The following is a 21650-nucleotide window of genomic DNA, read 5'->3' on the forward strand; positions in this document are numbered from 1 at the left end:
GGCTCATGAAGATTCGTTTCGATAGTCAAAAAGAGCACAAGCCCACTGAGGAGCATGGCCTGAACGTGCTCTACGCTCCGGGTAAGCGTATGGCATTTCGCTTACGCTGGTACCTGATCCTGTTCCTGGTAGCCAGCCCGTTACTCTGGCTTTTCGGCAAGCTGTTGTACGGCCTCTTGGTGATTGACGCGCCGGCGCAGTTGCTCTTGCCTATTCAAGAGGTGCGCGCACGAGATACCGGTCGGGTCGAGCAGCTCTTCGTGACGGCGGGGGAGCACGTGCAGGCGGGCCAACCGCTCGTCAACCTGGACAATCCGGAGTGGCGTGCCCGACTGTTGCAACTTGCCGCCATGCCCGTTGAACCTGCGCGGTTTGGCGATTCAGATTTGGGCATGAAAGAGCGTCAGTTGCTCAGAGCCAAGGTGGGCAGGGCAGAGCAACGTGTTCAGCAGTTGGACAGTCTTGTCCAGCAAGGCGCTGCCACTCGAAGTGAAGTGCTGGCCGCACAGGCTGAGCGCGATGGGTTTCGAGCGGATTTTTTGGCTTTCGAACGTCGTGAGCAGAAAGCGTATCAATCGCCTCAAGGATTTGATCGGGAGGTGATCCAGCAAAATGCTGAACAGCAATGGCTGAAGACACGTCTGTCAGCCTTGTCGGTGACGGCGCCGCAGAGTGGTCGGATAGCAGAAGTACTTGTTACTCAAGGTGATAACGTCGGCCCAGGAACGTTGCTGATGCGTCTGGAGCAGGAGGTCGATCCATTGCTGTGGATTTACCTGGAGCCGATTAACATCAACTATGCGCAGATCGGTCAGCCACTGAAAGTGCATATGCCGGACGGAGAATGGCTGGATGCTCACGTGGTACGGGCCGTAGACAGTGCCGCCCGCACGCCGACGGTTCTGCGCGGGCCATTCGCCGCGAGCGAAATGGGATTGCAGGTTGCTGCCAGGTTTGATCAACCACTGCCGACGCGTTGGAGAATCGATCAACTGCCGTTGAGTGTTCATTTCCCCTATGATTGGTAGCAAACGTCGTGCATGGCGCTGGCTAAGCCAATTCCTGAACAGCTTTTATGGCGATAGGCTACTATCCAGTCAATTCATTGGTATGTACCAGGAGATGGGGGTGGGTAAGGTCAAGGCGCTTGCAGGGGCGGCGGTGACACTAGTAAAGACGCTCGACGACCATCGAGACCGGGTTGCTGATCATGCAGATACTGCAGCCAAAGCTGGCAGGTTGGTGGCTGCTGCGACGGTGGCTGGTGCATCAATCGCCGCTCCTACGGGATTGACAGCACTGGGAGTAACGATTGGTGTTGTCAGTGCTCCTGCCATTATTACTGCTGCTCCTGTCATTGTTTCTATCGCGGGAGCGGCGATGCTTTTCTCGGCAGCAGCCTCTCTCTATGCAAAAGCCAGGAAGAGGGGGCTGAATCGCGAATGACTCGCGGTTTAGAGCCCCTATCTCTCCGGTGTCTAGTCCTGAAATAGGTTTACACCTGTTTCAGTCTCAAAACGCCCGATGCACCGCATCGGGCGTTTTGTATTTCAAGGCCAGATGTGGCCGCTCCGCGTTGTAGATCAGCACCGATTCATCAACCATTCTCACCGCGTCGGCCAGGTTCTTGGGGCGATGCAGCAAAAACTCCGTCTTCAAAATCCCGTTTATTCGCTCCGCCATCGCGTTCTGATAGCAGTCATAGCCATCGGTCATCGAACAAATGACCCCGTGCTTGGTGTGAAAACGCTGATAAAGGTCGGAGCAATACTGCGCCCCACGGTCTGAGTGATGAACCAGCGGCTGCTTGGTTTTCCTTCCTCCTACAGCCTTCTTCAGCGCTTTGAGCACCGACTCTGTATGCAAGCTCTCATGCACATGATGTCCCACTATTTTACGCGAGTAGGCGTCGGTGATCAGGCTCAGATAAGCAACGCTCTCCTGGGTAGGCAGATAGGTTATATCCGCAACCCAAACTTGCTCAGGAGCACAGGCAATGATTTGCTGCGGGCCTGCCTTGAGTAGGTTTGGATGGCGGCGAAATCGATGATGGCTGTGGGTGGTCTTGTGGTATGCCCGCTTGCGAGGGACCAATTCTCGCGCTTCTCGCAGGATGCTGAACAGGCGATCGCGCCCCACCCGCAGACTCGTTTCTGCTTCGGCATGCAGCATATAATGCAGCTTGCGTGTTCCCAGCCTTGGCTGGCGCCGCCGCTTTTCCAAGACGAAATCCACGACCTTTTGATCGTCGCTAGCCTTCGCATCAAACGCTCGGTTGCGCTTGTAGTAAGCCTGACGTGAAATGCCCATGAACAGGCAAGCCCTGCTGATACTCAGGTCTTTGACTTGCCCTTGCGCGAGGACTTGCCGGGTCGCTTTTTTACGATGGATACACCGTAGTCGTTCTTCAAGACGTTTACGACAGCCTCGAAAAACTGAGCCTTTTGATTGCTCAGTTCAAGCTGTTCTTCAAGCTCTTTGATCCGCTGCTCGGGTGACAGCGGTACCGTGGACTCGGCCATGGAACTCTTCCTCAGCACTCGAATAGACGCGCCTTGGCTCCAATCCTGCCGACCATGCTTGCGTAACCACACCAACACCGTTGACCGACCCTGGATGCCATAGCGCCGTTGAGCCTCTTTATAACTCAACTCGCCCTTTTCGACCTGATCGACCACCGACAATTTAAAAGCCAGCGTGTAATCGCGCTGACTGCGCCTTTTCCCCGAATCCATTGCTCCCTCCTGAAAATAGGTCAGAAGGTGTAAACCTTATTCAGGACGGGACACGGTATAAAGAAAAGCCCTGTAAATCATGAATTACGGGGTTTTTAGTTTCTGATTGAACTACTTGTCGCATCCGGCCTTTTGTCACACCGCTTTAATCCCTCGCAAACCCAACCGTTAACTATCGCTAGTCCATTCCAACCTATTCTCTGCACATTTAATGACTGGCACCGCGATGCTGCCAGAATAAAACCGGTTCATAGGTAAGGGTTGTATATAAACCTTTAAGTCCAGACGAAATCAGGTAACAGCTTTATCTGGATACCCACAGACCCTGGCGAGTGCCCGCTACGACATCTACCAGAGTGATGTAGACGAAATCCATGTCAAGAAGCGAGGGGGGCGTAGGCACAGGTGGCGCCCTCCTTGTAGTTAGTCTGATGGGTGGCTTATGACCGCCAATCCACGAGCAAGGTCGCAGTGTGAGCTAAGCCAAGCGGAGCAAAACACAAAGCTCTGTTCTCGCCATTCGTCCACTGCTTTGCACTTACAGCGCTTCATCGCCTCTCATATTCAAACACGACCATTTTCCGTGAGCATATGGAGAGCAGCATGGACATTGATGAGAATGCACCGGGAAACGTATCGCAGGGCGATACGAGTAGCACGGATAACGAAACCGGGCATAGTCCCAATCGGCCTGAAGTACCGTTAAAGACCGTCAGCGCTCCGAATAATCCTAAGCAGGATCCGGCTGCGAAAGACAACTCGTACAGTCCCGACTTCAAATCTGAACCGGAACATAAGCCGGTTCAAGATGCCGATATCGATACTCAGGGCGGTTAATGAGCACAAGTCGTCAGAGTGCGTAACCGTTCGTGTGGCTATGGAGAGTGTCCTGCGCGCCAGCGATGAAGTGCAGATGCATGCTCGTTTGATTATCAAGTGGCGGCACTTCGAAGCTTCCTACTATTTGTTGCAGGCGCCGCTCGCTCAAATCTGTGTTTTCAGCTGCTTGCTTAGCCAATCTCGCGTGGTTGATTGCGATTTCATTGAGCGTTGACACGTTACATCTCCTGGTGACTGACCAAGCGTTTAGCTGGAGTCTTTAGCATTATTTAGAGTGTCGCAGCGTCAGAATAACGTCGTTCCTGGCTGCTGGGGGCGTCCATTGCAATCCTTACGCCATGGCTGTCCTCGAACCGTCAAGTTTTCGGCAGAAGCGACGAGTGGTTGAGTGTTCCAAGTCGATTAAAATTGACCGAGGCGTAAACTCCCAGAGCTACCTCATCCTGCGCAGTACCGTTTTCTCGGCTGCCAGGCCTATCTTGATGGGCAATGCACCTGCCAGTAGCAGGGCTCCGGCTCCCAGTCCGGCGGCTTTGAGAAAATGACGATGCCCATGAAGCTTTGAAGCAGAGTTTGAATCACATGATTCACACATGATTTTGCGTGCTCAGTTCAATTCGGTGGGAATGAATTGCAGTTGGGGTCGGTACCCTCAGGACGCCTGGGAACTGGCGTATTGGAGTCTAGACGGCCGGTCGCTCTATGTTTGCGCGTTGTGCGCAAGTACGTGGACTGCTCGCAGGTTTTGGCGTCAGACGGCTCCCGATGCAAGCGACTCTTTCATCGACTAGTACTGACAGACGGATTCAACTACGCCTGACAGGAGTTTCTCGATGCTGATTCACTGGTTTCTTGCGGCTGTTCATCTTCTGGCGGTTACCCTGGGGTTTTGGGCGGTACTGACGCGAGGCATGGCGTTTCGGCGTCTGAGCGATGGCGCGGGTGGGGCGCGCAGCGTTCTGATTGCGGACAATGTGTGGGGTATTTGCGCAGTCATTCTGCTGATCAGCGGCGGGGTGCGCGCTTTCGGTGGATATGAGAAAGGTGCGGACTACTATCTGCATCAGCCGCTGTTCCATCTGAAAATGGCGCTTTTCGTGCTGATCCTGCTGTTGGAAATAGCGCCAATGGTGACGTTGATCAAATGGCGGTTAGCTTTGGCGCGGGGAGTGGGCATCGATACGAGACGCGTGGGGCTGTTCGCGCGGATCAGTCACATCGAAGCGCTGTTGGTGCTGCTGATGATAGTGGCAGCGACCGGGATGGCACGCGGTGCAGCGTTTGGTTAAGGGGTAAACAGGAAAAGTCTGACAGCCAGGCTGAGCGCCTGTCGGTAGTATTAGCTGGGAAAGCGGCGAAAGAATCATCATGGTGCGAACGCGGTGCTTGAATCTTTAGCCAGCCGTAATTCCGGTATGAACAGGCTGGCTACTGACTGCAACAGGCTTCAGGGCTGCGGTTTTTCCGGGGCGGTGAGGCCTGCCTGAATACGCTGATAAATCTCTTCGCGGTGCACCGCAACGTCTTTTGGGGCGTTGATGCCGATTCTGACTTGCTGGCCGCTTACGCCCAGGATGGTGATCGTAATGTCATCACCGATGTTTATGCTTTCACCGACTTTGCGGGTGAGTATCAGCATGGTCTTCTCCTTGATTGCTTTATGGGGCACCTGATTCGGACAGTGCAGAGGTCGGTGGTATCTATAGATTAGTGCGAAGTCTCACAATTTGGGTGCCTCTTTCTGACGCGCAGATGCTGCATTAATTCCCAAAGCGTAACTATACAGAGGCCGCATCCATCATTCTCGCTGTTTTCTGCCGATTTTGCGGCACTCGCGAAGTATTCATGGGTGTTAAAATCATCGCTTTAAGCATTTTGAGGGAAACGCTGTGCGCAAAATGGTCTGGATGTTCGTGGTATTGGCGCTGGCGGGATGCGGTGAAGGCAAAAATGTGGATGCACAGAAGCCGCAATCGGCCATGCCAACCGCTCCGGCGCAGGTGTCGGGACCTCAGTGGGATCTTGAAATGCGAGGGGAAACCCCCCAGGCGGTCAGCGATCTCAGCGGCTGGCTGATCGAGCACAGTTTCATGTCCAGCGTTGTCAAGGAAAATGGCAAAACCCGAATTCTCATGGGGCCGTTTACCTCGAAAGCCGAAGCTGAGGCCAAGCAAGACGAAGTCCGTGCGGCGTTGACCCGGGCGAAAAAACAGAACATCGAATTACTGGTGCTTGAGCGTCCCGCAGCTCAATAACCAATAATAGTGTCCATTGCATGAAAAAGGCCTCGGGTGTAAACCTCGAGGCCTTTGTGTGTTCGGTGTCGTTTCGATCTCAGCCGCACGCTTTCATATTCACCGAACCGACAAACTCGTTACCACGACCCATGACACACGCCACGCTCTGATTGCGTTGGCGTTCCCATGTCTGGACCGGGTACGTCTTGTTCCAGGCTTCGTAGAGTTGCCGATCCTGTTTCGACAAGCGCAAGCCATACTGCTTGCTCATGTAGAAATAAGTCCGGGCGATCATCCCGCGAATGGAAGGCCGGGGCATGACTTTTTTGGCCTTGAAGTCGACCTGGGTCAAACATGAGCCGTATTGACCTGATTGCTCCGGTAGCCAGCCAAAACTGAAGTTGCTGCGATCTCCATTGACCTCTCCAATGCTGGGCACCAGGTTATGCAGGTCAGCCTCGGCTCTCTGGTAAACCGGATCGTGACTGGTGCAGTTCTTGCGTCCACCCTCTTGCCAGCATTGGCGTTGATGACCGATTTGCCAGGCTGGAACAATGTGCTCCCACTCGATGCGGGCTGCGCGCTTTGCGTTTTTGCGTGGCACATAACCGCAGGCTGCAAGATCCACCCGATTACCGCTGTACTTGCAGCCACAGTAAAACTCGGTTGATTGTGGAGCATACAATGTCCAGGCGACTTTCTTGGCTTCGTTGAAAGTGCGAGGGGCATCGGCTTGAGCTCCCAGGGTGAAAAACAAAAACAGCAAAGCAAAACAACGGACAGTCATTGAATCAATCTTCCTTCGGCACAACCCAGAAAATCTGTACGCCGCCATCGTCGCGATAGGCGAGGGTGACGTTGTCGTTTTCATCGATCTCCTCGAGCAAGCGCTCCCATTCATCCACGGGTTCGTCCGGAAGGCGGAAGATCAGCGCTGCCTTGGCTTTTTGTGCGGTGGGTGAGTTGATGATTTTTTGAACGCGAATGCCCATGCGTACATAGGAGTCGGGGGAGGCAGAAGTGGTGTCCACAGGATTATCCTTATTAAGCTGTACGTGCATACAGTATTTAACTGTAGGAAATTTCGCAACTGCTTAAAATTCAAGAAAATCCTCTGACAGCGGTTTGTCCTGTTTGGTGTAAGACGTGCGTAGATTTTTTTGTCAGGTTTGGAGCGAGCCACTCGCGGAATCTGGCGAGTGGTGCCGCAGATGCCCGATCGGAACCGATCGGGCGAAGTGAATCAATACTCCCAGAACATCCGTTGCAGTTCTTTGCTGTCGTTGGTTTTGGTCAGTGCGACCATCGCCAGGATGCGCGCCTTTTGTGGGTTCAGGTCATGAGCCACCACCCAGTCGTACTTGTCGTCCGGCTGTTCGGCGTTACGCAGGACGAATCCGCCAGCATTGACGTGAGAGGAGCGGATGATTTGCACGCCATCCTTGCGCAGGGCTTGCAGGGACGGGACGACGCGCGAAGAGACCGATCCATTGCCGGTCCCGGCGTGGATAATAGCTTTGGCGCCCGATTGAGCCAGGGCTTTGTAGGCGGTATCGCTTACGTTGCCGTAGGAGTAGGCGATTTCGACATCCGGCAGGCTCTTGATGGTCTTGATGTCGAACTCCGAGTCCATGGTGTGGCGCTTGGCTGGAAGTCGGAACCAGTAGGATTTACCTTCAACCACCATGCCGAGCGGACCCCAGGCGCTTTTAAACGCTTCGGTCTTGATGTTGATCATTTTGCTGACATCGCGGCCGGACTGAATTTCGTCGTTCATGGTGACCAAAACACCTTTGCCGCGAGCTTCTTTACTGCTGGCGACGGCCACGGCGTTGTACAGGTTTAGCATGCCGTCGGCAGACATCGCAGTGCCCGGACGCATGGAGCCGACAACGATGATCGGTTTGTCGGTTTTCTCCACCAGAGTCAAGAAGTACGCCGTTTCTTCCAGGGTATCGGTGCCATGGGTGATCACGATGCCATCGACGTCATTGCTATCGGCCAGTTCCGCCACGCGGCGACCCAATTGCAGCAGATTGTCGTTGGTGATGCTCTCGGAGGCGATTTGCATGACCTGTTCGCCGCGAACGTTGGCCACCTGGCTGAGTTCGGGAACGCCGGCGATCAACTTGTCGATGCCGACTTTGGCCGCTTGATAGGTAGCACTGTTGGCGGCACTGGCGCCCGCGCCTGCAATAGTTCCGCCGGTGGCCAGGATTACTACGTTCGCCAGTTTCTGTTGTGTTTCGGCTTCTTTTGCCTGAAGGGCTGTGGGAAGTATCAGCAGAAGGGCCAAAGCGCCCGGAACAAAGGTCTTGAGTGCAAATGTCATTATTTTTCTCTTCTAGTTGTGAGGCGGTACTGATGCAGGTTCATCTAGATTCGACCCAGGCGGATCTGAATACCTGGGGTGCAATGACAAGAGCAGGATGTGTACCAGTACACGTTTATGTTTAAAAAATTACATAAGATATTGTTTTATAAGATTATTTTTTATATGCGTTGAAGTGGCTTAATATGAGTTCGTCCGGAATTCCGACTTTCTGGGCTTTGTGCGTTCGGCTCGCCGAAACAGAAATGCGCCAGGCAAGCCGATCGCCGGATTCATTTGTAGACCGAAGTTAAAGAAATCTGCGCAAGGGTCGATGCTTCGTCAAAGGATGTTTTTTCAGGAGTTCACATGTCGTCCATCGTAGGCGTTCCCAATGCCCAGGCTATGACCACCGGTTTGCGTTCGGCTGTCACGGTTCGTGAGGTGAGCCAATCAACGGCCGATGTCGAACAGGCGTCGGGAGTGAAAGAGTCCGACGACAAACCCGTTAGAACTGGCCTGGCAGGGATCGGTGAGGTCACAAGGACCGATTCCGAATCAAGCGATGACACCAGCGTCGTGGTGAAGGTCCTGCTCGAGCGATTGAAGGAGTTGCAGGAGCAATTGCGTGAACAGCAGCAGCAACTGGCCGCGGCTCAAGCAACGTCCTATGCCACTGTGCAGGCGAAGGCGGCAGTGGTAACCGCCATTCAAGGGCAGATAGCCGATACCAGCGGCGCCATTCTTGTCGTGAGTGGCAGTCTGATCAATGAATTGAACAAGGGATCAGGCGCTGGAGCGGTACTCAATACGACGGCATAACGTCAATGTGCTTTTTTCATCTTGCGTCAAATTGGCTTTTCAGGTCGTTGACAATCTGCGGCAAGATTCGCATAGTCCTTTTTACGCAAACGTTTGCGCTCGCTCTCCCACAATCGTTATCGACGCGGATGGAGTGACTGACGCCAGCGCTAGCATTGCTCACAATAATCATAAGAACGGAGTGAATCCATGAAGCTGCCATTCGCCGGACGCCTTCTCGCTGTCGCTATGCTGATTACCGCATCCGCTTCCCTGCCAGTTGCCTCGGCCTTTGCCGAAACGCCTGAAAAACCCAAAGTTGCGCTGGTCATGAAATCCCTGGCCAACGAATTCTTCCTGACCATGGAAGATGGGGCCAAGGCCTATCAGAAAGATCACTCCGGCGAATTTGACCTGATTTCCAATGGCATCAAGGACGAAACCGATACCGCAGGGCAGACGCGTATTGTCGAGCAGATGATTCTGGCCAAGGTCAATGCACTGGTCATTGCACCGGCTGACTCCAAAGCCATGGTTCCAGTCATCAAAAAAGCCATTGACGCCGGTATCACCGTGATCAACATCGATAACCAGTTGGATCCGGCCGTCGTCAAAAGCAAAAATATCAGCGTGCCTTTCGTAGGTCCGGACAACCGCAAAGGCGCGCGTCTGGTGGGTGATTACCTGGCCAAACAGCTGAAAGCGGGTGATGAAGTCGGCATTATCGAAGGTGTGTCCACTACCACCAATGCGCAGCAGCGCACCGCCGGTTTCAAGGATGCAATGGAGGCGGCGCAAATCAAGGTGGTTTCCCTGCAATCGGGCGATTGGGAAATCGACAAGGGCAACAAAGTGGCCGCATCGATTCTCAGTGAATACCCGCAAATCAAGGCTCTGTTGGCCGGTAACGACAGCATGGCGGTCGGCGCGGTCTCTGCCGTGCGTGCGGCGGGCAAGGCCGGCAAGGTACAAGTGGTGGGTTACGACAACATCAATGCCATCAAGCCAATGCTCAAGGACGGCCGCGTGCTCGCCACCGCTGACCAGTTTGCGGCCCGGCAGGCTGTATTCGGCATCGAGACTGCGCTGAAGATTCTCAAGGGCGAGCAGGTCGACGGCGGCACTAACGGCGTAATTGAAACTCCCGTAGAGCTGGTTACCCGGTAATCCTCTGGCGACGCATAGGCGCTCGGCCATCGGGTCGGGCGCGTGGAGAGTTTTATGTCAGTTTCCACCCCCGGCGCTGTCCTCACGGTCAGTGGCATCGGCAAGACCTACGCGCAACCGGTCCTGTCCGGTATAGACCTGACGCTCATTCGCGGCGAGGTGCTGGCGCTGACCGGCGAGAACGGCGCCGGCAAAAGCACGCTGTCGAAAATCATTGGCGGCCTGGTCACTCCGACAACCGGTCAGATGCAGTTTCAGGGGCAGCACTATCGGCCGGGCAGCAGGGCGCACGCGGAAAGTATCGGGATCCGCATGGTCATGCAGGAGCTGAATTTGTTGCCAACGTTGTCGGTTGCGGAAAACCTGTTCCTCGACAACCTGCCCAGCAATGGTGGCTGGATCAGTCGCAAGCGCCTGCGCAAGGCGGCCATTGAGGCAATGGCCCAAGTCGGGCTTGATGCGATCGACCCTGACACGCTGGTTGGAGAGTTGGGGATCGGTCACCAGCAGATGGTCGAGATCGCCCGTAATCTGATAGGCGATTGCCATGTACTGATTCTCGACGAGCCTACCGCGATGCTCACCGCGCGGGAGGTCGAGATGCTGTTCGAGCAGATCACTCGCTTGCAGGCGCGTGGTGTGTCGATCATCTACATCTCTCACCGTCTCGAAGAGCTGGCGCGGGTCGCTCAGCGCATCGCGGTGTTGCGCGATGGCAACCTGGTTTGTGTCGAGCCGATGGCCAACTACAACAGTGAACAACTGGTCACGTTGATGGTGGGTCGTGAACTCGGCGAACACATCGATATGGGCGCGCGAAAAATCGGCGCTCCGGTGTTGACCGTCAGGGGGCTGAGCCGTTCCGACAAGGTTCGCGACGTGTCCTTCGAAGTGCGCGGCGGCGAGATTTTTGGTATTTCCGGGTTGATCGGGGCGGGGCGCACCGAGTTGCTACGCTTGATTTTCGGGGCCGATCTGGCGGACAGCGGCACGGTTGCTTTGGGCACACCTGCGCAGGTCGTCGGCATTCGCTCTCCGGTTGATGCGGTCGGCCACGGCATCGCGCTGATCACGGAGGATCGCAAGGGAGAAGGTTTGCTGTTGACGCAATCGATCAGTGCCAACATCGCATTGGGCAACATGCCAGGCATCTCCAGTGGCGGTTTTGTCGACAACGGTGAGGAGCACGCGCTGGCTCAGCGCCAGATCGATGCCATGCGCATCCGCAGTTCGGGTCCAACGCAGTTGGTCAGCGAGCTGTCCGGAGGTAACCAGCAGAAAGTTGTGATCGGACGTTGGCTGGAGCGCGATTGTTCGGTGCTGCTGTTCGATGAGCCGACTCGAGGCATCGATGTCGGTGCCAAGTTCGACATTTACAATCTGTTGGGCGCGCTGACCCGTCAGGGCAAGGCGCTGGTGGTGGTGTCCAGCGACCTGCGAGAGTTGATGCTGATTTGCGACCGGATCGGCGTGCTGTCGGCAGGGCGTCTGATCGACACGTTCGAACGTGACAGCTGGACCCAGGATGATTTGCTTGCCGCCGCGTTTGCCGGCTACAAAAAACGAGATGCGCTGCTCAACGAAGCCGCGCCTAGGGATCTTCCATGAAAACCGTTTCTTCCACCGGCAACCGTAGTGGCCATTTTTATGGCCTCCGCACTTACATGGGCCTTGCCGGTGCGTTGCTGGCAATGGTGGTGCTGTTCTCGACCTTGAGCAGTCACTTCCTGTCCTACGACACTTTCAGTACCCTGGCCAACCAGATTCCGGACTTGATGGTCCTTGCGGTCGGGATGACCTTCGTGCTGATCATTGGCGGTATCGATTTGTCGGTTGGATCGGTGCTGGCACTCGCGGCTTCGACTGTCAGCGTCGCCATCCTCGGCTGGGGTTGGAGTGTTCTGCCGGCGGCGTTGCTCGGCATGGCGGCGGCAGCGTTGGCGGGGACGATCACCGGTTCGATCACCGTGGCATGGCGCATTCCGTCATTCATTGTGTCACTCGGTGTACTGGAGATGGCCCGGGGTGTGGCGTATCAAATGACCGGTTCGCGGACGGCCTACATCGGTGATGCGTTTGCCTGGTTGTCCAACCCGATCGCCTTCGGGATATCACCGTCGTTTATTATCGCTTTGCTGATCATTTTCATCGCCCAGGCGGTACTGACCCGTACCGTGTTTGGTCGGTATCTCATCGGTATCGGAACCAACGAAGAGGCGGTGCGCCTGGCAGGCATCAACCCCAAACCCTTCAAGATCCTGGTGTTCAGCCTGATGGGGTTGTTGGCGGGAATTGCAGCGCTGTTCCAGATTTCGCGTCTGGAGGCGGCGGACCCTAATGCCGGTTCCGGTCTGGAGTTGCAAGTGATCGCTGCGGTGGTGATCGGCGGGACCAGCCTGATGGGCGGGCGCGGTTCGGTCATCAGCACGTTCTTTGGCGTTTTGATCATTTCTGTATTGGCGGCCGGCCTGGCGCAGATTGGCGCGACCGAGCCGACCAAACGCATCATCACCGGTGCGGTAATTGTGGTGGCGGTGGTGCTCGATACTTATCGCAGTCAGCGCGCAAGCCGGCGGACCTGAGTCATGGCAACGATTAAAGATGTGGCTGCGCTCGCCGGGATTTCCTATACCACGGTATCCCATGTAGTGAACAACACCCGGCCAGTCAGCAAGGAAGTGCGGGTCAAGGTTGAGGAGGCGATCAAGACCCTCGACTACGTGCCCAGTGCAGTGGCTCGTTCCCTCAAGGCCAAGACCACCGCGACCATCGGTTTGTTGGTGCCCAACAGCCTGAATCCGTACTTCGCCGAACTGGCGCGAGGTATCGAAGATTACTGTGAGCGCAACGGTTACTGCGTGATTCTTTGCAACTCCGACGATAACCCGCAAAAACAGCGCAACTACCTGAGAGTACTTCTGGAAAAGCGCATCGACGGGCTGATCGTTGCGTCCGCCGGAGGGGACGGCGGCCTGGCGCATGGCCTGGCGAATGTGCGTACGCCTATGGTGATTGTTGATCGTGGGCTTGAAGGGGTCGATGCGGATCTGGTACGAATCGATCATGAATATGGCGCTTATCTGGCAACCCGCCACCTGCTGGAGTTAGGGCATCGGGAAATCGCCACGATCAGCGGCCCGCCGACCACCAGTGTGGCGCAAATGCGCCTGTGCGGATTTTGCCGTGCCCTGACAGACGCGGGAATCGTCGTCCCGCGTGAGCGCATGCTGGAAAGCGACTTTACCAGCACAGGGGGGTATAACGCTGCGGCGATCCTGCTGGCTCGGAACCCGCCCAGCGCCATTTTTGCGGCCAACGACATGATCGGTATCGGCGTGTTGCGAGCTGCTGCCGAGCGCAATGTTCGTGTGCCGACACAGCTTTCGGTGATTGGCTTCGACGATATTCAGATGAGTCGCTACGTCTATCCGGCGTTGACCACTGTGGGGCAGTCGATCCTGCAACTCGGTGAGATGGCCGCAGAAGTGCTTTTGCGACGGATTGCCACCCCGGACCTGGTCACCGAACAACGGATCGTGACACCGCGCATTGTCATGCGCGAATCGACCGCGCCGCTGGCCAGCGTGTTCGACGAATATCGCTGAAACCCCATGAATGAGTACTGTATGCCAGCAAAAGTAGTGGTAATAGGCAGCTTGAACATGGACCTGGTCACTCGGGCTCCACGGTTGCCGCGTGGCGGTGAAACCTTGATCGGCGAATCATTTGCCACGGTTTCCGGTGGAAAGGGCGCCAATCAGGCGGTGGCCGCTGCACGGTTGGGGGCTCAGGTCGCGATGGTCGGTTGCGTGGGAAATGATGCCTACGGCGAGGCATTGCGTGCAGCTTTGCTGGTGGAGGAGGTTGATTGCCAGGCGGTCAGCACCGTGGAGGGCTCCAGTGGTGTGGCGTTGATCGTGGTCGACGACAATAGCCAGAACTCGATCGTGATTGTCGCTGGTGCCAATGGAGCGCTAACGCCCGCGCTGATTGGTTGTTTCGATGCTGTGCTGCAAGCCGCCGATGTGATCATTTGTCAGCTTGAAGTGCCGGAAGCTACGGTCGGTCATGCGCTCAAACGCGGTCGTGAACTGGGCAAAACCGTCATCCTCAATCCGGCGCCGGCCAGTCGGCCGCTGCCGGCCGATTGGTACGCATCCATCGATTACCTGATTCCCAATGAAACTGAAGCGTGCGCGCTCAGCGGCTTGCCAGTGGACTCGCTGCAAAGTGCTGAAACCGCCGCGACCAGGTTAATTGCTATGGGGGCGGGCAAGGTCATCATCACGCTCGGTGCCCAGGGATCTTTATTTGCCAATGGCGCTGGGTTCAATCACTTCGTTGCGCCAGTCGTAACGGCAGTCGATACGACGGCGGCCGGGGATACGTTCGTCGGCGGTTTTGCCGCAGCGTTGGCAGCCGGTAAAAGTGAGGTTGAAGCGATTCGATTCGGTCAGGTCGCTGCGGCACTGTCGGTCACTCGTCCCGGTGCGCAACCCTCGATTCCCACGTTGTCCGAAGTCGAGGTGTTCCAAACCTCATGAAAAAGACACCCTTGCTGAACGTTGCGCTGTCCCGACTGATTGCGTCCCTGGGGCATGGGGACATCGTGATAATCGGTGATGCAGGTTTGCCAGTGCCGCCAGGCGTGGAGCTGATCGACCTGGCCTTGACCCACGGTATTCCAGACTTTGTCAGCACCTTGAAAGTTGTACTCAGCGAAATGCAGGTCGAAAGTCATGTGCTGGCTCAGGAAATCCTCGAGAAAAAATCGTCAGCCTTGCCAGTGCTTGATGAGCTGAGCGCGGAGGGGGTGCTGGGTCGTCGTGAGCTGCTCAGTCATGAGCAGTTCAAGGCACTGAGTCGTCAGGCAAGGGCAATTGTCCGTACCGGCGAATGTCAGCCGTACTGCAATGTTGCATTGATCGCCGGTGTGACGTTCTGACTGAGCGCCGTGTACTCGTAGCCTTCCACAAAGCGTGTGCCAGGCATTCGCTATGCTCATAAATGCATCATCTGTTTCGGAGTCTGCTGCTTTTGTCCCTGCCTATTACCAAGCGCGCCCAGCCGGTGGAAAAAATCGACCTGATCATCGACACAGATCCAGGAGCCGATGACGTGGTCGCCTTGCTACTCGCGCTGGCTTCACCGGATCAACTGCATGTTCGTGCGGTGTGCACTGTTGCCGGTAATGTTCCGCTGGAGAAAACCTCCCGAAATGCACGTCTGGCCCGGGAGTGGGCCGGTCGGGAAGAGGTGCCGGTGTATGCAGGCGCACCGAAACCGCTGATGCGAACGCCGATCTACGCTGAGGACATCCACGGCAAGGAAGGTCTGTCGGGTGTCACGGTGTATGAGCCGAGGAAAGGGTTGGCGCCGGGCAGTGCGGTGGTTTATCTGATTGAAACCCTGCACGCGGCAAAGCCCCATAGCATCACCATCGCCATGCTGGGACCGCAGACCAATCTGGCTTTGGCACTGATCCAGGCGCCTGAGATCGTCCAGGGCATCAAGGAAGTGGTCGTCATGGGCGGCGCGCATTTCAATGGCGGTAACATTACGCCAGTCGCGGAATTCAACGTGTTCGCTGACCCACATGCGGCCGAAGTGGTGCTTGGAAGCGGCGTGAAACTGACTTACCTGCCGCTGGACGTGACCCACAAGGTACTCACCAGCGAATCACGTCTGAAGCAAATAGCCGCCTTGAACAACAATGCGAGCAAGCTGGTAAGCGACATCCTGAATGAATACGTCAAGGGCGATATGGAGCACTACGGTATTGCGGGTGGTCCGGTGCACGATGCCACGGTTGTCGCCTACCTGCTCAAGCCTGAGCTATTCAGTGGTCGCTCGGTCAACGCAGTGATCGATAGTCGCGAGGGGCCGACATTCGGTCAAACCATTGTTGATTGGTACGATGGGCTCAAGGCGCCGAAAAATGCTTTCTGGGTTGAAAGTGCCGACGCTCAAGGCTTCTTCGATCTGCTGATCGAGCGGTTGGCTCGGCTGAAATAATTTACATCCTCGCAAGTGCTTGCCAGGGTTTTTACCCGCGCGCGATATCAACTGCAGCCCTTTGGTCTGCCAGATGCTTTTCGAAAATCTGCTCGATAAACGATTGGGCGGCTTCGGTTCCAAGGTCCCTGACCAAAAGGTCTATTGCGATGATGGCGAGCTCTTCGGTGGTGCCTGGGCTGTAGGAACTGTGGCCGTCCTGCCACTTGGCCTTGATGTCGGCGTCGATACTTACGGTGGTCATGATTGCGCTCGCGTAGTTTGAGGGCTGAGCGTCGAGTTAAGCATTATGCGAGCCTTTTGGCACTCCGACTTAGGCATGACCGGGGTGCTATGCGACACTTGGTACTTGATGACTTTCAAGGACTTCGCTGTGCAGATCGATTTGAACACACCTGATGGCTTGACCCTTGACGCTGTGCGTCAGCTTCTGGCTCAAGCGAGCGACGATCAGCATACTCAGTTGCGGGTGACCAAGGGCGGCATCGCCTATATCTCATCCGGCGTTGTGGGCGGCACCGATATCGATGGTCTGCTGTTCCGCCTGGAAACGTGGTCCAGGGGGTCTGGTTATGTTGGGCGTATTGCCGCCAGTGACGATGTCTGGGTCATGCAGATTTTCAACGCACTGAAGCAGAACTGGCCGAAACCCGCTTTCGACTACATCGACGTCTATTGAGCGCCGTTCATATTCAGTCACGATTAACAGCTGAAGGGCGGGGCGATGCTCAGGCAAACTTATCGTTTGTCCGCAGTGAAGGGCAGGTCTCCTGTTCTCGCGGTGAAACCAAACGCCGAATCGGCGGTCGCACGATCTCAGTACAACTCTCGAAAAAAGGAGGCTTCATGCCTTGGAAGCTCGCGTCATTGGGTACTTTGCTGGCTGTTGCCACATTGGCCGGTTGCAGCACTACCTCCACGGAGTCGCCAGCAGACGCTGTTACGACAACTGACACGGGGCACAGCCGTTGTGAAGCAAAGGCTGCTGAATTCACCATTGGCAAACAGGCATCACCAGAGCTGTTGGAACAGGCGCGTACCCGCGCTGGAGCACAAAATGCAAGGTTTCTCCTGCCAGCCGATATGGTGACGCTGGAGTACCGTTCCGATAGGCTGAATCTGAACACTGACGCCAATAAAGTCGTCACGCGCGTCAGCTGTGGCTGATCGCTAACGTTTTTGTTTTACCCATAAAAAACCCCGTCACATGGACGGGGTTTTTTTAGTGCGCCTGGAAATTACTCTGGGCGAACTTGAGCAGCTTGCATACCCTTTTGGCCTTTCTCAGCCACGAAGGAAACAGTCTGGCCTTCTTTCAGGCTTTTGAAACCGTCGCTTTCGATAGCTTTGAAGTGTACGAACAGGTCGTCACCGCCACCTTGAGGAGTGATGAAGCCGAAGCCTTTTTCATCGTTGAACCATTTAACGGTGCCGGTTTGGCGATTAGACATGGTGTATCTCCAAGAAACATATATTTTCAGTAGTGCTGTGCTGCTCAGGCCAACTGGGCACACCCGAGTATCATAGTCGAAATGTTCGCTTTGGGAGCCCCCCGGAAGCACTGTTTGCCAACCAGTCGTGCTTTCATTGTGTCCTTGAGCGGCTGAAAGCCCCGTTTTACAAGGCTTTCGGCCGAAAGTAGGGGTGATAAAAAAAGCTGTAAAACCTGAATAAATTGTACGAAAGGACCTGTTTCAGCAGCTTTTTAACAGCATTTCAGGGGGTGAAAACACCTGGGCGGGCCTATTTTTGCTCTTTGCTAGTGGCCTTGCAGGCAGCGATTTTGCCCAGTGCCGCCTGCTTCAGTGAGTCGCTGGCGGTGTTGTTCATCAAGGCTTGAATGTCAGCGGCAGGGTACGACTTGATGGCGTCGGCACCGCAGGCACAATGGGATTTTGCAGCGGGCACACCAATTTTCTCGGCAGCTGCAGGAACGCACTGAGCCATGTATTTCTCCCGCTCACCTTTCGGCCATTCGGCATGGGCGGCCAGAGGCAGCAGGAGAACAATCGGGGCGACTACGGCGAACAAACGATTCAGACGCATGCTGAGATGCTCCTTGTGGGTCAATTGTCTTGTTATATGAGGAATAAGTGCGCTTCAAGTTCAGCACTCTGGCATAAAAACAGGCGTTTTACCCTGTTGCAAAACCTCTGCTCCGTGCCGACCGCTCATCTGTGCTAGCATGCGTCGCTCGGGCGTTTGCGGGCTCCGGTCGACCTTTAGTCCCGGTAGCGGCAGATGAACGAATAACCCTGATTTGAATCCCAGTCACTCTGGTTCGGTTTTCCGGTTGGCCGCAAGGCTCCTGCCGCTGTAAGGCAGGCGTTCGTCATTGAATGGCCTGGATCGGATCTTGTACTGGCTCATCCCAACCCACGTGACCTTTGGTAGGGGTCACCACTAGGAGAGGAGGCGCCATGCCAACTATTACTCTTCCCGACGGCAGTCAACGTTCATTCGATCATCCGGTATCCGTAGCCGAGGTCGCCGCATCCATTGGTGCCGGTCTGGCCAAAGCCACTGTAGCGGGCAAGGTCGATGGCAAGCTGGTCGATGCCAGCGATACCATCAACAGCGACGCCACGCTGCAAATCATCACGCCCAAGGATGAAGAGGGGCTGGAGATCATTCGCCACTCTTGCGCCCACCTGGTCGGTCACGCTGTCAAACAGCTGTATCCGACGGCCAAGATGGTCATCGGCCCGGTCATTGATGAAGGCTTCTATTACGACATCGCCTTCGAGCGTCCTTTCACGCCGGACGACCTTGCCGCCATCGAACAGCGCATGCAGCAGCTGATCGAGAAAGATTACGATGTGATCAAGAAGGTCACTCCGCGTGCCGAAGTGATCGAAGTGTTCAAGGCTCGCGGGGAAGACTACAAACTTCGCCTGGTCGAGGACATGCCGAACGAGCAGGCCATGGGCCTGTACTATCACGAAGAATACGTCGACATGTGCCGCGGTCCGCACGTGCCAAACACTCGTTTCCTGAAATCCTTCAAACTGACCAAGTTGTCCGGTGCCTACTGGCGTGGCGATGCCAAGAACGAGCAGTTGCAGCGCGTTTACGGCACCGCATGGGCAGACAAGAAGCAACTGGCTGCCTACATTCAGCGCATTGAAGAAGCTGAAAAGCGCGATCACCGCAAGATCGGTAAGCGCCTGGGCCTGTTCCACACCCAGGAAGAGTCGCCGGGCATGGTGTTCTGGCACCCGAATGGCTGGACTCTGTACCAGGTGCTTGAGCAATACATGCGCAAGGTTCAGCGCGACAACGGTTACCTTGAGATCAAGACACCTCAAGTCGTTGACCGCAGCCTGTGGGAAAAGTCCGGGCACTGGGCCAACTACGCCGACAACATGTTCACCACGCAGTCGGAAAACCGCGACTACGCCATCAAGCCAATGAACTGCCCTTGCCACGTGCAAGTGTTCAATCAAGGTCTGAAAAGCTACCGCGAGTTGCCGATGCGCCTGGCCGAGTTCGGTGCATGTCACCGTAACGAGCCATCGGGTGCCTTGCACGGCATCATGCGCGTGCGCGCATTCACTCAGGACGACGCCCACATCTTCTGCACCGAAGAGCAGATGCAGGCCGAATCGGCTGCATTCATCAAGTTGACCATGGACGTCTACGCCGATTTCGGCTTTAAAGACGTCGAGATGAAGCTGTCCACTCGTCCGGAAAAACGCGTGGGTTCCGACGAATTGTGGGATCGCGCCGAAGCTGCCTTGGCCGCAGCCCTTGATAGCGCGGGCCTTCCGTACGATCTGCAGCCGGGCGAGGGTGCATTCTACGGTCCGAAAATCGAGTTCTCGCTGAAAGATTGCCTTGGCCGCGTCTGGCAGTGTGGTACTCTGCAGCTCGATTTTAACCTGCCTGTCCGTCTGGGAGCCGAATACGTCTCCGAAGACAACAGTCGCAAACACCCGGTTATGTTGCACCGGGCGATCCTGGGATCCTTCGAACGGTTCGTCGGAATCCTGATCGAGCACTACGAGGGTGCATTCCCTGCGTGGCTGGCGCCGACCCAGGCAGTGGTGATGAATATCACCGATAAACAGGCTGATTTTGCCGCTGATGTTGAAAAAACTCTCAACGAAAGCGGATTTCGTGCCAAGTCTGACTTGAGAAATGAAAAGATCGGCTTTAAAATCCGCGAGCATACTTTGCTCAAGGTTCCTTATCTCTTGGTTATCGGAGATCGGGAAGTCGAGATGCAGACTGTCGCTGTGCGTACTCGTGAAGGTGCTGACCTGGGCTCGATGCCCGTCGCCCAGTTCGCTGAGTTTCTCGCGCAAGCGGTTTCCCGGCGTGGTCGCCCAGATTCGGAGTAATTATTATTAAGCGTGAAATGAGACAAGATAAACGAGCTGCACCGAAAGCCCCGATCAACGAGAATATCTCGGCACGCGAGGTTCGGTTAATTGGAGCTGAAGGTGAACAGCTTGGGATTGTGTCAATTGAAGACGCGCTTCTTAAGGCTGAAGAGGCCAAGCTGGATCTGGTGGAGATTTCCGCCGATGCAGTACCCCCTGTTTGCAAACTGATGGACTACGGCAAATCGATCTTCGAAAAGAAGAAGCAGATTGCTGCGGCCAAGAAAAACCAGAAGCAGATTCAGGTTAAAGAAATCAAGTTTCGTCCAGGGACGGAGGAAGGGGATTACCAGGTAAAACTGCGCAACCTGGTACGTTTCCTGAGTGATGGGGACAGGGCCAAGGTATCCTTGCGATTCCGCGGCCGTGAGATGGCCCACCAGGAGCTGGGGATGGAACTGCTCAAGCGAGTTGAAGGTGACTTGCTCGAGTACGGTTCGGTCGAACAGCATCCTAAGATGGAAGGACGCCAACTGATCATGGTCATCGCCCCGAAAAAGAAGAAGTAATCAACAGGGCACGGCAGGCCTTCTGATTATGTTTATCAACTGAATGCGGAGTATCCGAACATGCCAAAAATGAAGACCAAAAGTGGTGCTGCTAAGCGGTTTCTGAAAACTGCTAACGGTATCAAGCACAAGCACGCTTTCAAGAGCCACATCCTGACCAAAATGTCGACCAAGCGTAAGCGTCAATTGCGCGGTAGCAGCTTGCTGCATCCGTCTGACGTGGCAAAAGTCGAGCGCATGCTGCGCCTTCGTTAATTTTAGTCAAGAATAGAGGAAGTAACTCATGGCTCGTGTAAAGCGTGGCGTCATTGCCCGTAAGCGTCACAAAAAAATTCTGAAACTTGCTAAAGGCTACTACGGCGCACGCTCCCGCGTATTCCGTGTTGCCAAGCAAGCGGTAATCAAGGCAGGCCAATACGCCTACCGTGACCGTCGTCAGAAAAAACGTCAGTTCCGCGCTCTGTGGATCGCTCGTATCAACGCTGGTGCTCGTATCAACGGTCTGTCCTACAGCCGTTTCATCGCCGGCCTGAAAAAAGCGTCCATCGAGATCGACCGTAAGGTTCTGGCTGATCTGGCAGTGAACGAAAAAGCGGCGTTTGCTGCGATTGTCGAGAAAGCTAAAGCCACCTTGGCTTAAGTACCCCCGA

28 protein-coding genes are annotated in these 21650 nt (G+C 55.4%); 19 read left to right on the top strand and 9 right to left on the bottom strand.

Annotated elements, in window-relative coordinates; all coding sequences use genetic code 11:
* The first annotated feature begins 5 nt into the window (after window positions 1-5).
* Together QMK58_RS10845 and QMK58_RS10850 are read left to right on the top strand one after the other, a co-directional pair.
* Window positions 6-1028 (top strand): HlyD family secretion protein, encoded by a 1023-nt coding sequence (locus tag QMK58_RS10845; RefSeq protein WP_053161260.1) that lies wholly within the window; start codon window positions 6-8, stop codon window positions 1026-1028.
* Complete coding sequence (locus QMK58_RS10850) at window positions 1003-1446, top strand: hypothetical protein (RefSeq protein WP_320396277.1); 444 nt, start codon at window positions 1003-1005, stop codon at window positions 1444-1446. Before QMK58_RS10845 ends, QMK58_RS10850 begins: the two co-directional genes overlap by 26 nt.
* A gap of 66 nt (window positions 1447-1512) precedes the next feature.
* Here the strand turns inward: QMK58_RS10850 and QMK58_RS10855 are convergent.
* Window positions 1513-2735 (bottom strand): IS3 family transposase gene (locus tag QMK58_RS10855; RefSeq protein ID WP_320395495.1). Its coding sequence is split into 2 segments (ribosomal slippage): window positions 1513-2384 and window positions 2384-2735, totalling 1224 coding nucleotides; the frame shifts between segments, so codons are not numbered across the junction.
* A 603-nt stretch (window positions 2736-3338) separates the two neighbouring features.
* On the opposite strand from QMK58_RS10855, the gene QMK58_RS10860 reads away from it, so the two are divergent.
* A complete protein-coding gene (locus QMK58_RS10860) occupies window positions 3339-3572 on the top strand; it encodes a hypothetical protein (protein WP_320396278.1) in 234 nt (77 codons plus the stop codon).
* Between the two features lie 13 nt (window positions 3573-3585).
* On the opposite strand, the gene QMK58_RS10865 is transcribed toward QMK58_RS10860, so the two are convergent.
* Complete coding sequence (locus QMK58_RS10865) at window positions 3586-3792, bottom strand: hypothetical protein (protein ID WP_082344524.1); 207 nt, start codon at window positions 3790-3792, stop codon at window positions 3586-3588.
* 616 nt (window positions 3793-4408) lie between these two features.
* Here QMK58_RS10865 and QMK58_RS10870 point away from each other — a divergent pair.
* Window positions 4409-4864 (top strand): DUF2214 family protein, encoded by a 456-nt coding sequence (locus QMK58_RS10870; protein ID WP_320396279.1) that lies wholly within the window; start codon window positions 4409-4411, stop codon window positions 4862-4864.
* A gap of 158 nt (window positions 4865-5022) precedes the next feature.
* Here the strand turns inward: QMK58_RS10870 and csrA are convergent, their stop codons facing one another.
* Window positions 5023-5214: a carbon storage regulator CsrA gene (gene csrA / locus QMK58_RS10875; protein ID WP_053161267.1), complete on the bottom strand. Its 192-nt coding sequence runs from the start codon at window positions 5212-5214 to the stop codon at window positions 5023-5025.
* Between the two features lie 250 nt (window positions 5215-5464).
* Between csrA and QMK58_RS10880 the strand changes: the two genes are divergently transcribed.
* The gene (locus QMK58_RS10880) at window positions 5465-5830 is read left to right on the top strand and encodes an SPOR domain-containing protein (protein WP_053161270.1); all 366 of its coding nucleotides are present in this window, start codon (window positions 5465-5467) and stop codon (window positions 5828-5830) included.
* A gap of 79 nt (window positions 5831-5909) precedes the next feature.
* Here QMK58_RS10880 and QMK58_RS10885 read toward each other — a convergent pair whose 3' ends face one another.
* From QMK58_RS10885 to QMK58_RS10895, 3 genes are all read right to left on the bottom strand, one after another.
* A complete protein-coding gene (locus QMK58_RS10885) occupies window positions 5910-6599 on the bottom strand; it encodes an endonuclease (RefSeq protein WP_053161272.1) in 690 nt (229 codons plus the stop codon).
* A 4-nt stretch (window positions 6600-6603) separates the two neighbouring features.
* On the bottom strand, window positions 6604-6873 hold the full coding sequence (locus QMK58_RS10890; RefSeq protein WP_320396280.1) for a DUF1654 domain-containing protein: 270 nt from the start codon (window positions 6871-6873) through the stop codon (window positions 6604-6606).
* Between the two features lie 182 nt (window positions 6874-7055).
* Window positions 7056-8144, bottom strand: a complete 1089-nt coding sequence (locus QMK58_RS10895; protein WP_320396281.1) for an asparaginase — start codon at window positions 8142-8144, stop codon at window positions 7056-7058.
* Window positions 8145-8492: 348 nt separating this feature from the next.
* Here QMK58_RS10895 and QMK58_RS10900 point away from each other — a divergent pair, with 348 nt between their 5' ends.
* The 8 genes from QMK58_RS10900 to QMK58_RS10935 all read left to right on the top strand — a co-directional run bounded on the left by QMK58_RS10900 (window position 8493) and on the right by QMK58_RS10935 (window position 16106).
* Window positions 8493-8945, top strand: a complete 453-nt coding sequence (locus QMK58_RS10900) for a hypothetical protein (RefSeq protein ID WP_053161277.1) — start codon at window positions 8493-8495, stop codon at window positions 8943-8945.
* Window positions 8946-9134: 189 nt separating this feature from the next.
* Window positions 9135-10091, top strand: coding sequence for a sugar ABC transporter substrate-binding protein (locus QMK58_RS10905; RefSeq protein WP_320396282.1), 957 nt, complete (start codon window positions 9135-9137; stop codon window positions 10089-10091).
* A gap of 54 nt (window positions 10092-10145) precedes the next feature.
* Entirely contained in the window at window positions 10146-11699 is a 1554-nt protein-coding gene (locus QMK58_RS10910) for a sugar ABC transporter ATP-binding protein (protein WP_053161281.1), read from the top strand.
* Window positions 11696-12673 carry an ABC transporter permease gene (locus QMK58_RS10915; protein WP_053161282.1) on the top strand — a complete coding sequence of 326 codons (978 nt, stop codon included), beginning with the start codon at window positions 11696-11698 and terminating at the stop codon, window positions 12671-12673. The genes QMK58_RS10910 and QMK58_RS10915 overlap by 4 nt, the downstream gene beginning before the upstream one ends.
* A gap of 3 nt (window positions 12674-12676) precedes the next feature.
* Window positions 12677-13696 (top strand): LacI family DNA-binding transcriptional regulator, encoded by a 1020-nt coding sequence (locus QMK58_RS10920; protein WP_053161284.1) that lies wholly within the window; start codon window positions 12677-12679, stop codon window positions 13694-13696.
* Between the two features lie 21 nt (window positions 13697-13717).
* The gene (rbsK, locus tag QMK58_RS10925; protein WP_320396283.1) at window positions 13718-14635 is read left to right on the top strand and encodes a ribokinase; all 918 of its coding nucleotides are present in this window, start codon (window positions 13718-13720) and stop codon (window positions 14633-14635) included.
* Window positions 14632-15036 (top strand): D-ribose pyranase, encoded by a 405-nt coding sequence (gene rbsD / locus QMK58_RS10930; RefSeq protein ID WP_053161288.1) that lies wholly within the window; start codon window positions 14632-14634, stop codon window positions 15034-15036. Before rbsK ends, rbsD begins: the two co-directional genes overlap by 4 nt.
* Before the next feature lie 62 nt (window positions 15037-15098).
* A complete protein-coding gene (locus tag QMK58_RS10935) occupies window positions 15099-16106 on the top strand; it encodes a nucleoside hydrolase (protein ID WP_053161290.1) in 1008 nt (335 codons plus the stop codon).
* 31 nt (window positions 16107-16137) lie between these two features.
* Here the strand turns inward: QMK58_RS10935 and QMK58_RS10940 are convergent, their stop codons facing one another.
* Window positions 16138-16350: a hypothetical protein gene (locus QMK58_RS10940; RefSeq protein WP_053161291.1), complete on the bottom strand. Its 213-nt coding sequence runs from the start codon at window positions 16348-16350 to the stop codon at window positions 16138-16140.
* A gap of 129 nt (window positions 16351-16479) precedes the next feature.
* Here QMK58_RS10940 and QMK58_RS10945 point away from each other — a divergent pair, with 129 nt between their 5' ends.
* Both QMK58_RS10945 and QMK58_RS10950 read left to right on the top strand, forming a co-directional pair.
* The gene (locus QMK58_RS10945) at window positions 16480-16785 is read left to right on the top strand and encodes a hypothetical protein (protein ID WP_053161380.1); all 306 of its coding nucleotides are present in this window, start codon (window positions 16480-16482) and stop codon (window positions 16783-16785) included.
* Between the two features lie 167 nt (window positions 16786-16952).
* Window positions 16953-17273 carry an I78 family peptidase inhibitor gene (locus tag QMK58_RS10950; protein ID WP_053161293.1) on the top strand — a complete coding sequence of 107 codons (321 nt, stop codon included), beginning with the start codon at window positions 16953-16955 and terminating at the stop codon, window positions 17271-17273.
* Between the two features lie 71 nt (window positions 17274-17344).
* Here QMK58_RS10950 and QMK58_RS10955 read toward each other — a convergent pair whose 3' ends face one another.
* Window positions 17345-17557 (bottom strand): cold-shock protein, encoded by a 213-nt coding sequence (locus QMK58_RS10955; protein ID WP_003179963.1) that lies wholly within the window; start codon window positions 17555-17557, stop codon window positions 17345-17347.
* 292 nt (window positions 17558-17849) lie between these two features.
* Entirely contained in the window at window positions 17850-18152 is a 303-nt protein-coding gene (locus tag QMK58_RS10960) for a hypothetical protein (RefSeq protein WP_053161295.1), read from the bottom strand.
* 374 nt (window positions 18153-18526) lie between these two features.
* Between QMK58_RS10960 and thrS the strand changes: the two genes are divergently transcribed.
* Genes thrS through rplT form a run of 4 tightly spaced genes read left to right on the top strand, consistent with a single transcriptional unit; the run spans window position 18527 to window position 21640 of the window.
* Window positions 18527-20449 carry a threonine--tRNA ligase gene (gene thrS, locus QMK58_RS10965; RefSeq protein ID WP_320396284.1) on the top strand — a complete coding sequence of 641 codons (1923 nt, stop codon included), beginning with the start codon at window positions 18527-18529 and terminating at the stop codon, window positions 20447-20449.
* Entirely contained in the window at window positions 20449-21000 is a 552-nt protein-coding gene (infC, locus tag QMK58_RS10970) for a translation initiation factor IF-3 (protein WP_172435341.1), read from the top strand. Before thrS ends, infC begins: the two co-directional genes overlap by 1 nt.
* Window positions 21001-21060: 60 nt before the next feature.
* The gene (gene rpmI / locus QMK58_RS10975) at window positions 21061-21255 is read left to right on the top strand and encodes a 50S ribosomal protein L35 (RefSeq protein WP_002553160.1); all 195 of its coding nucleotides are present in this window, start codon (window positions 21061-21063) and stop codon (window positions 21253-21255) included.
* Window positions 21256-21283: 28 nt separating this feature from the next.
* A complete protein-coding gene (rplT, locus tag QMK58_RS10980) occupies window positions 21284-21640 on the top strand; it encodes a 50S ribosomal protein L20 (RefSeq protein WP_007905879.1) in 357 nt (118 codons plus the stop codon).
* Window positions 21641-21650 lie beyond the last annotated feature (10 nt).

The organism is Pseudomonas sp. P8_241, from assembly GCF_034008315.1.
Lineage (GTDB): Bacteria > Pseudomonadota > Gammaproteobacteria > Pseudomonadales > Pseudomonadaceae > Aquipseudomonas.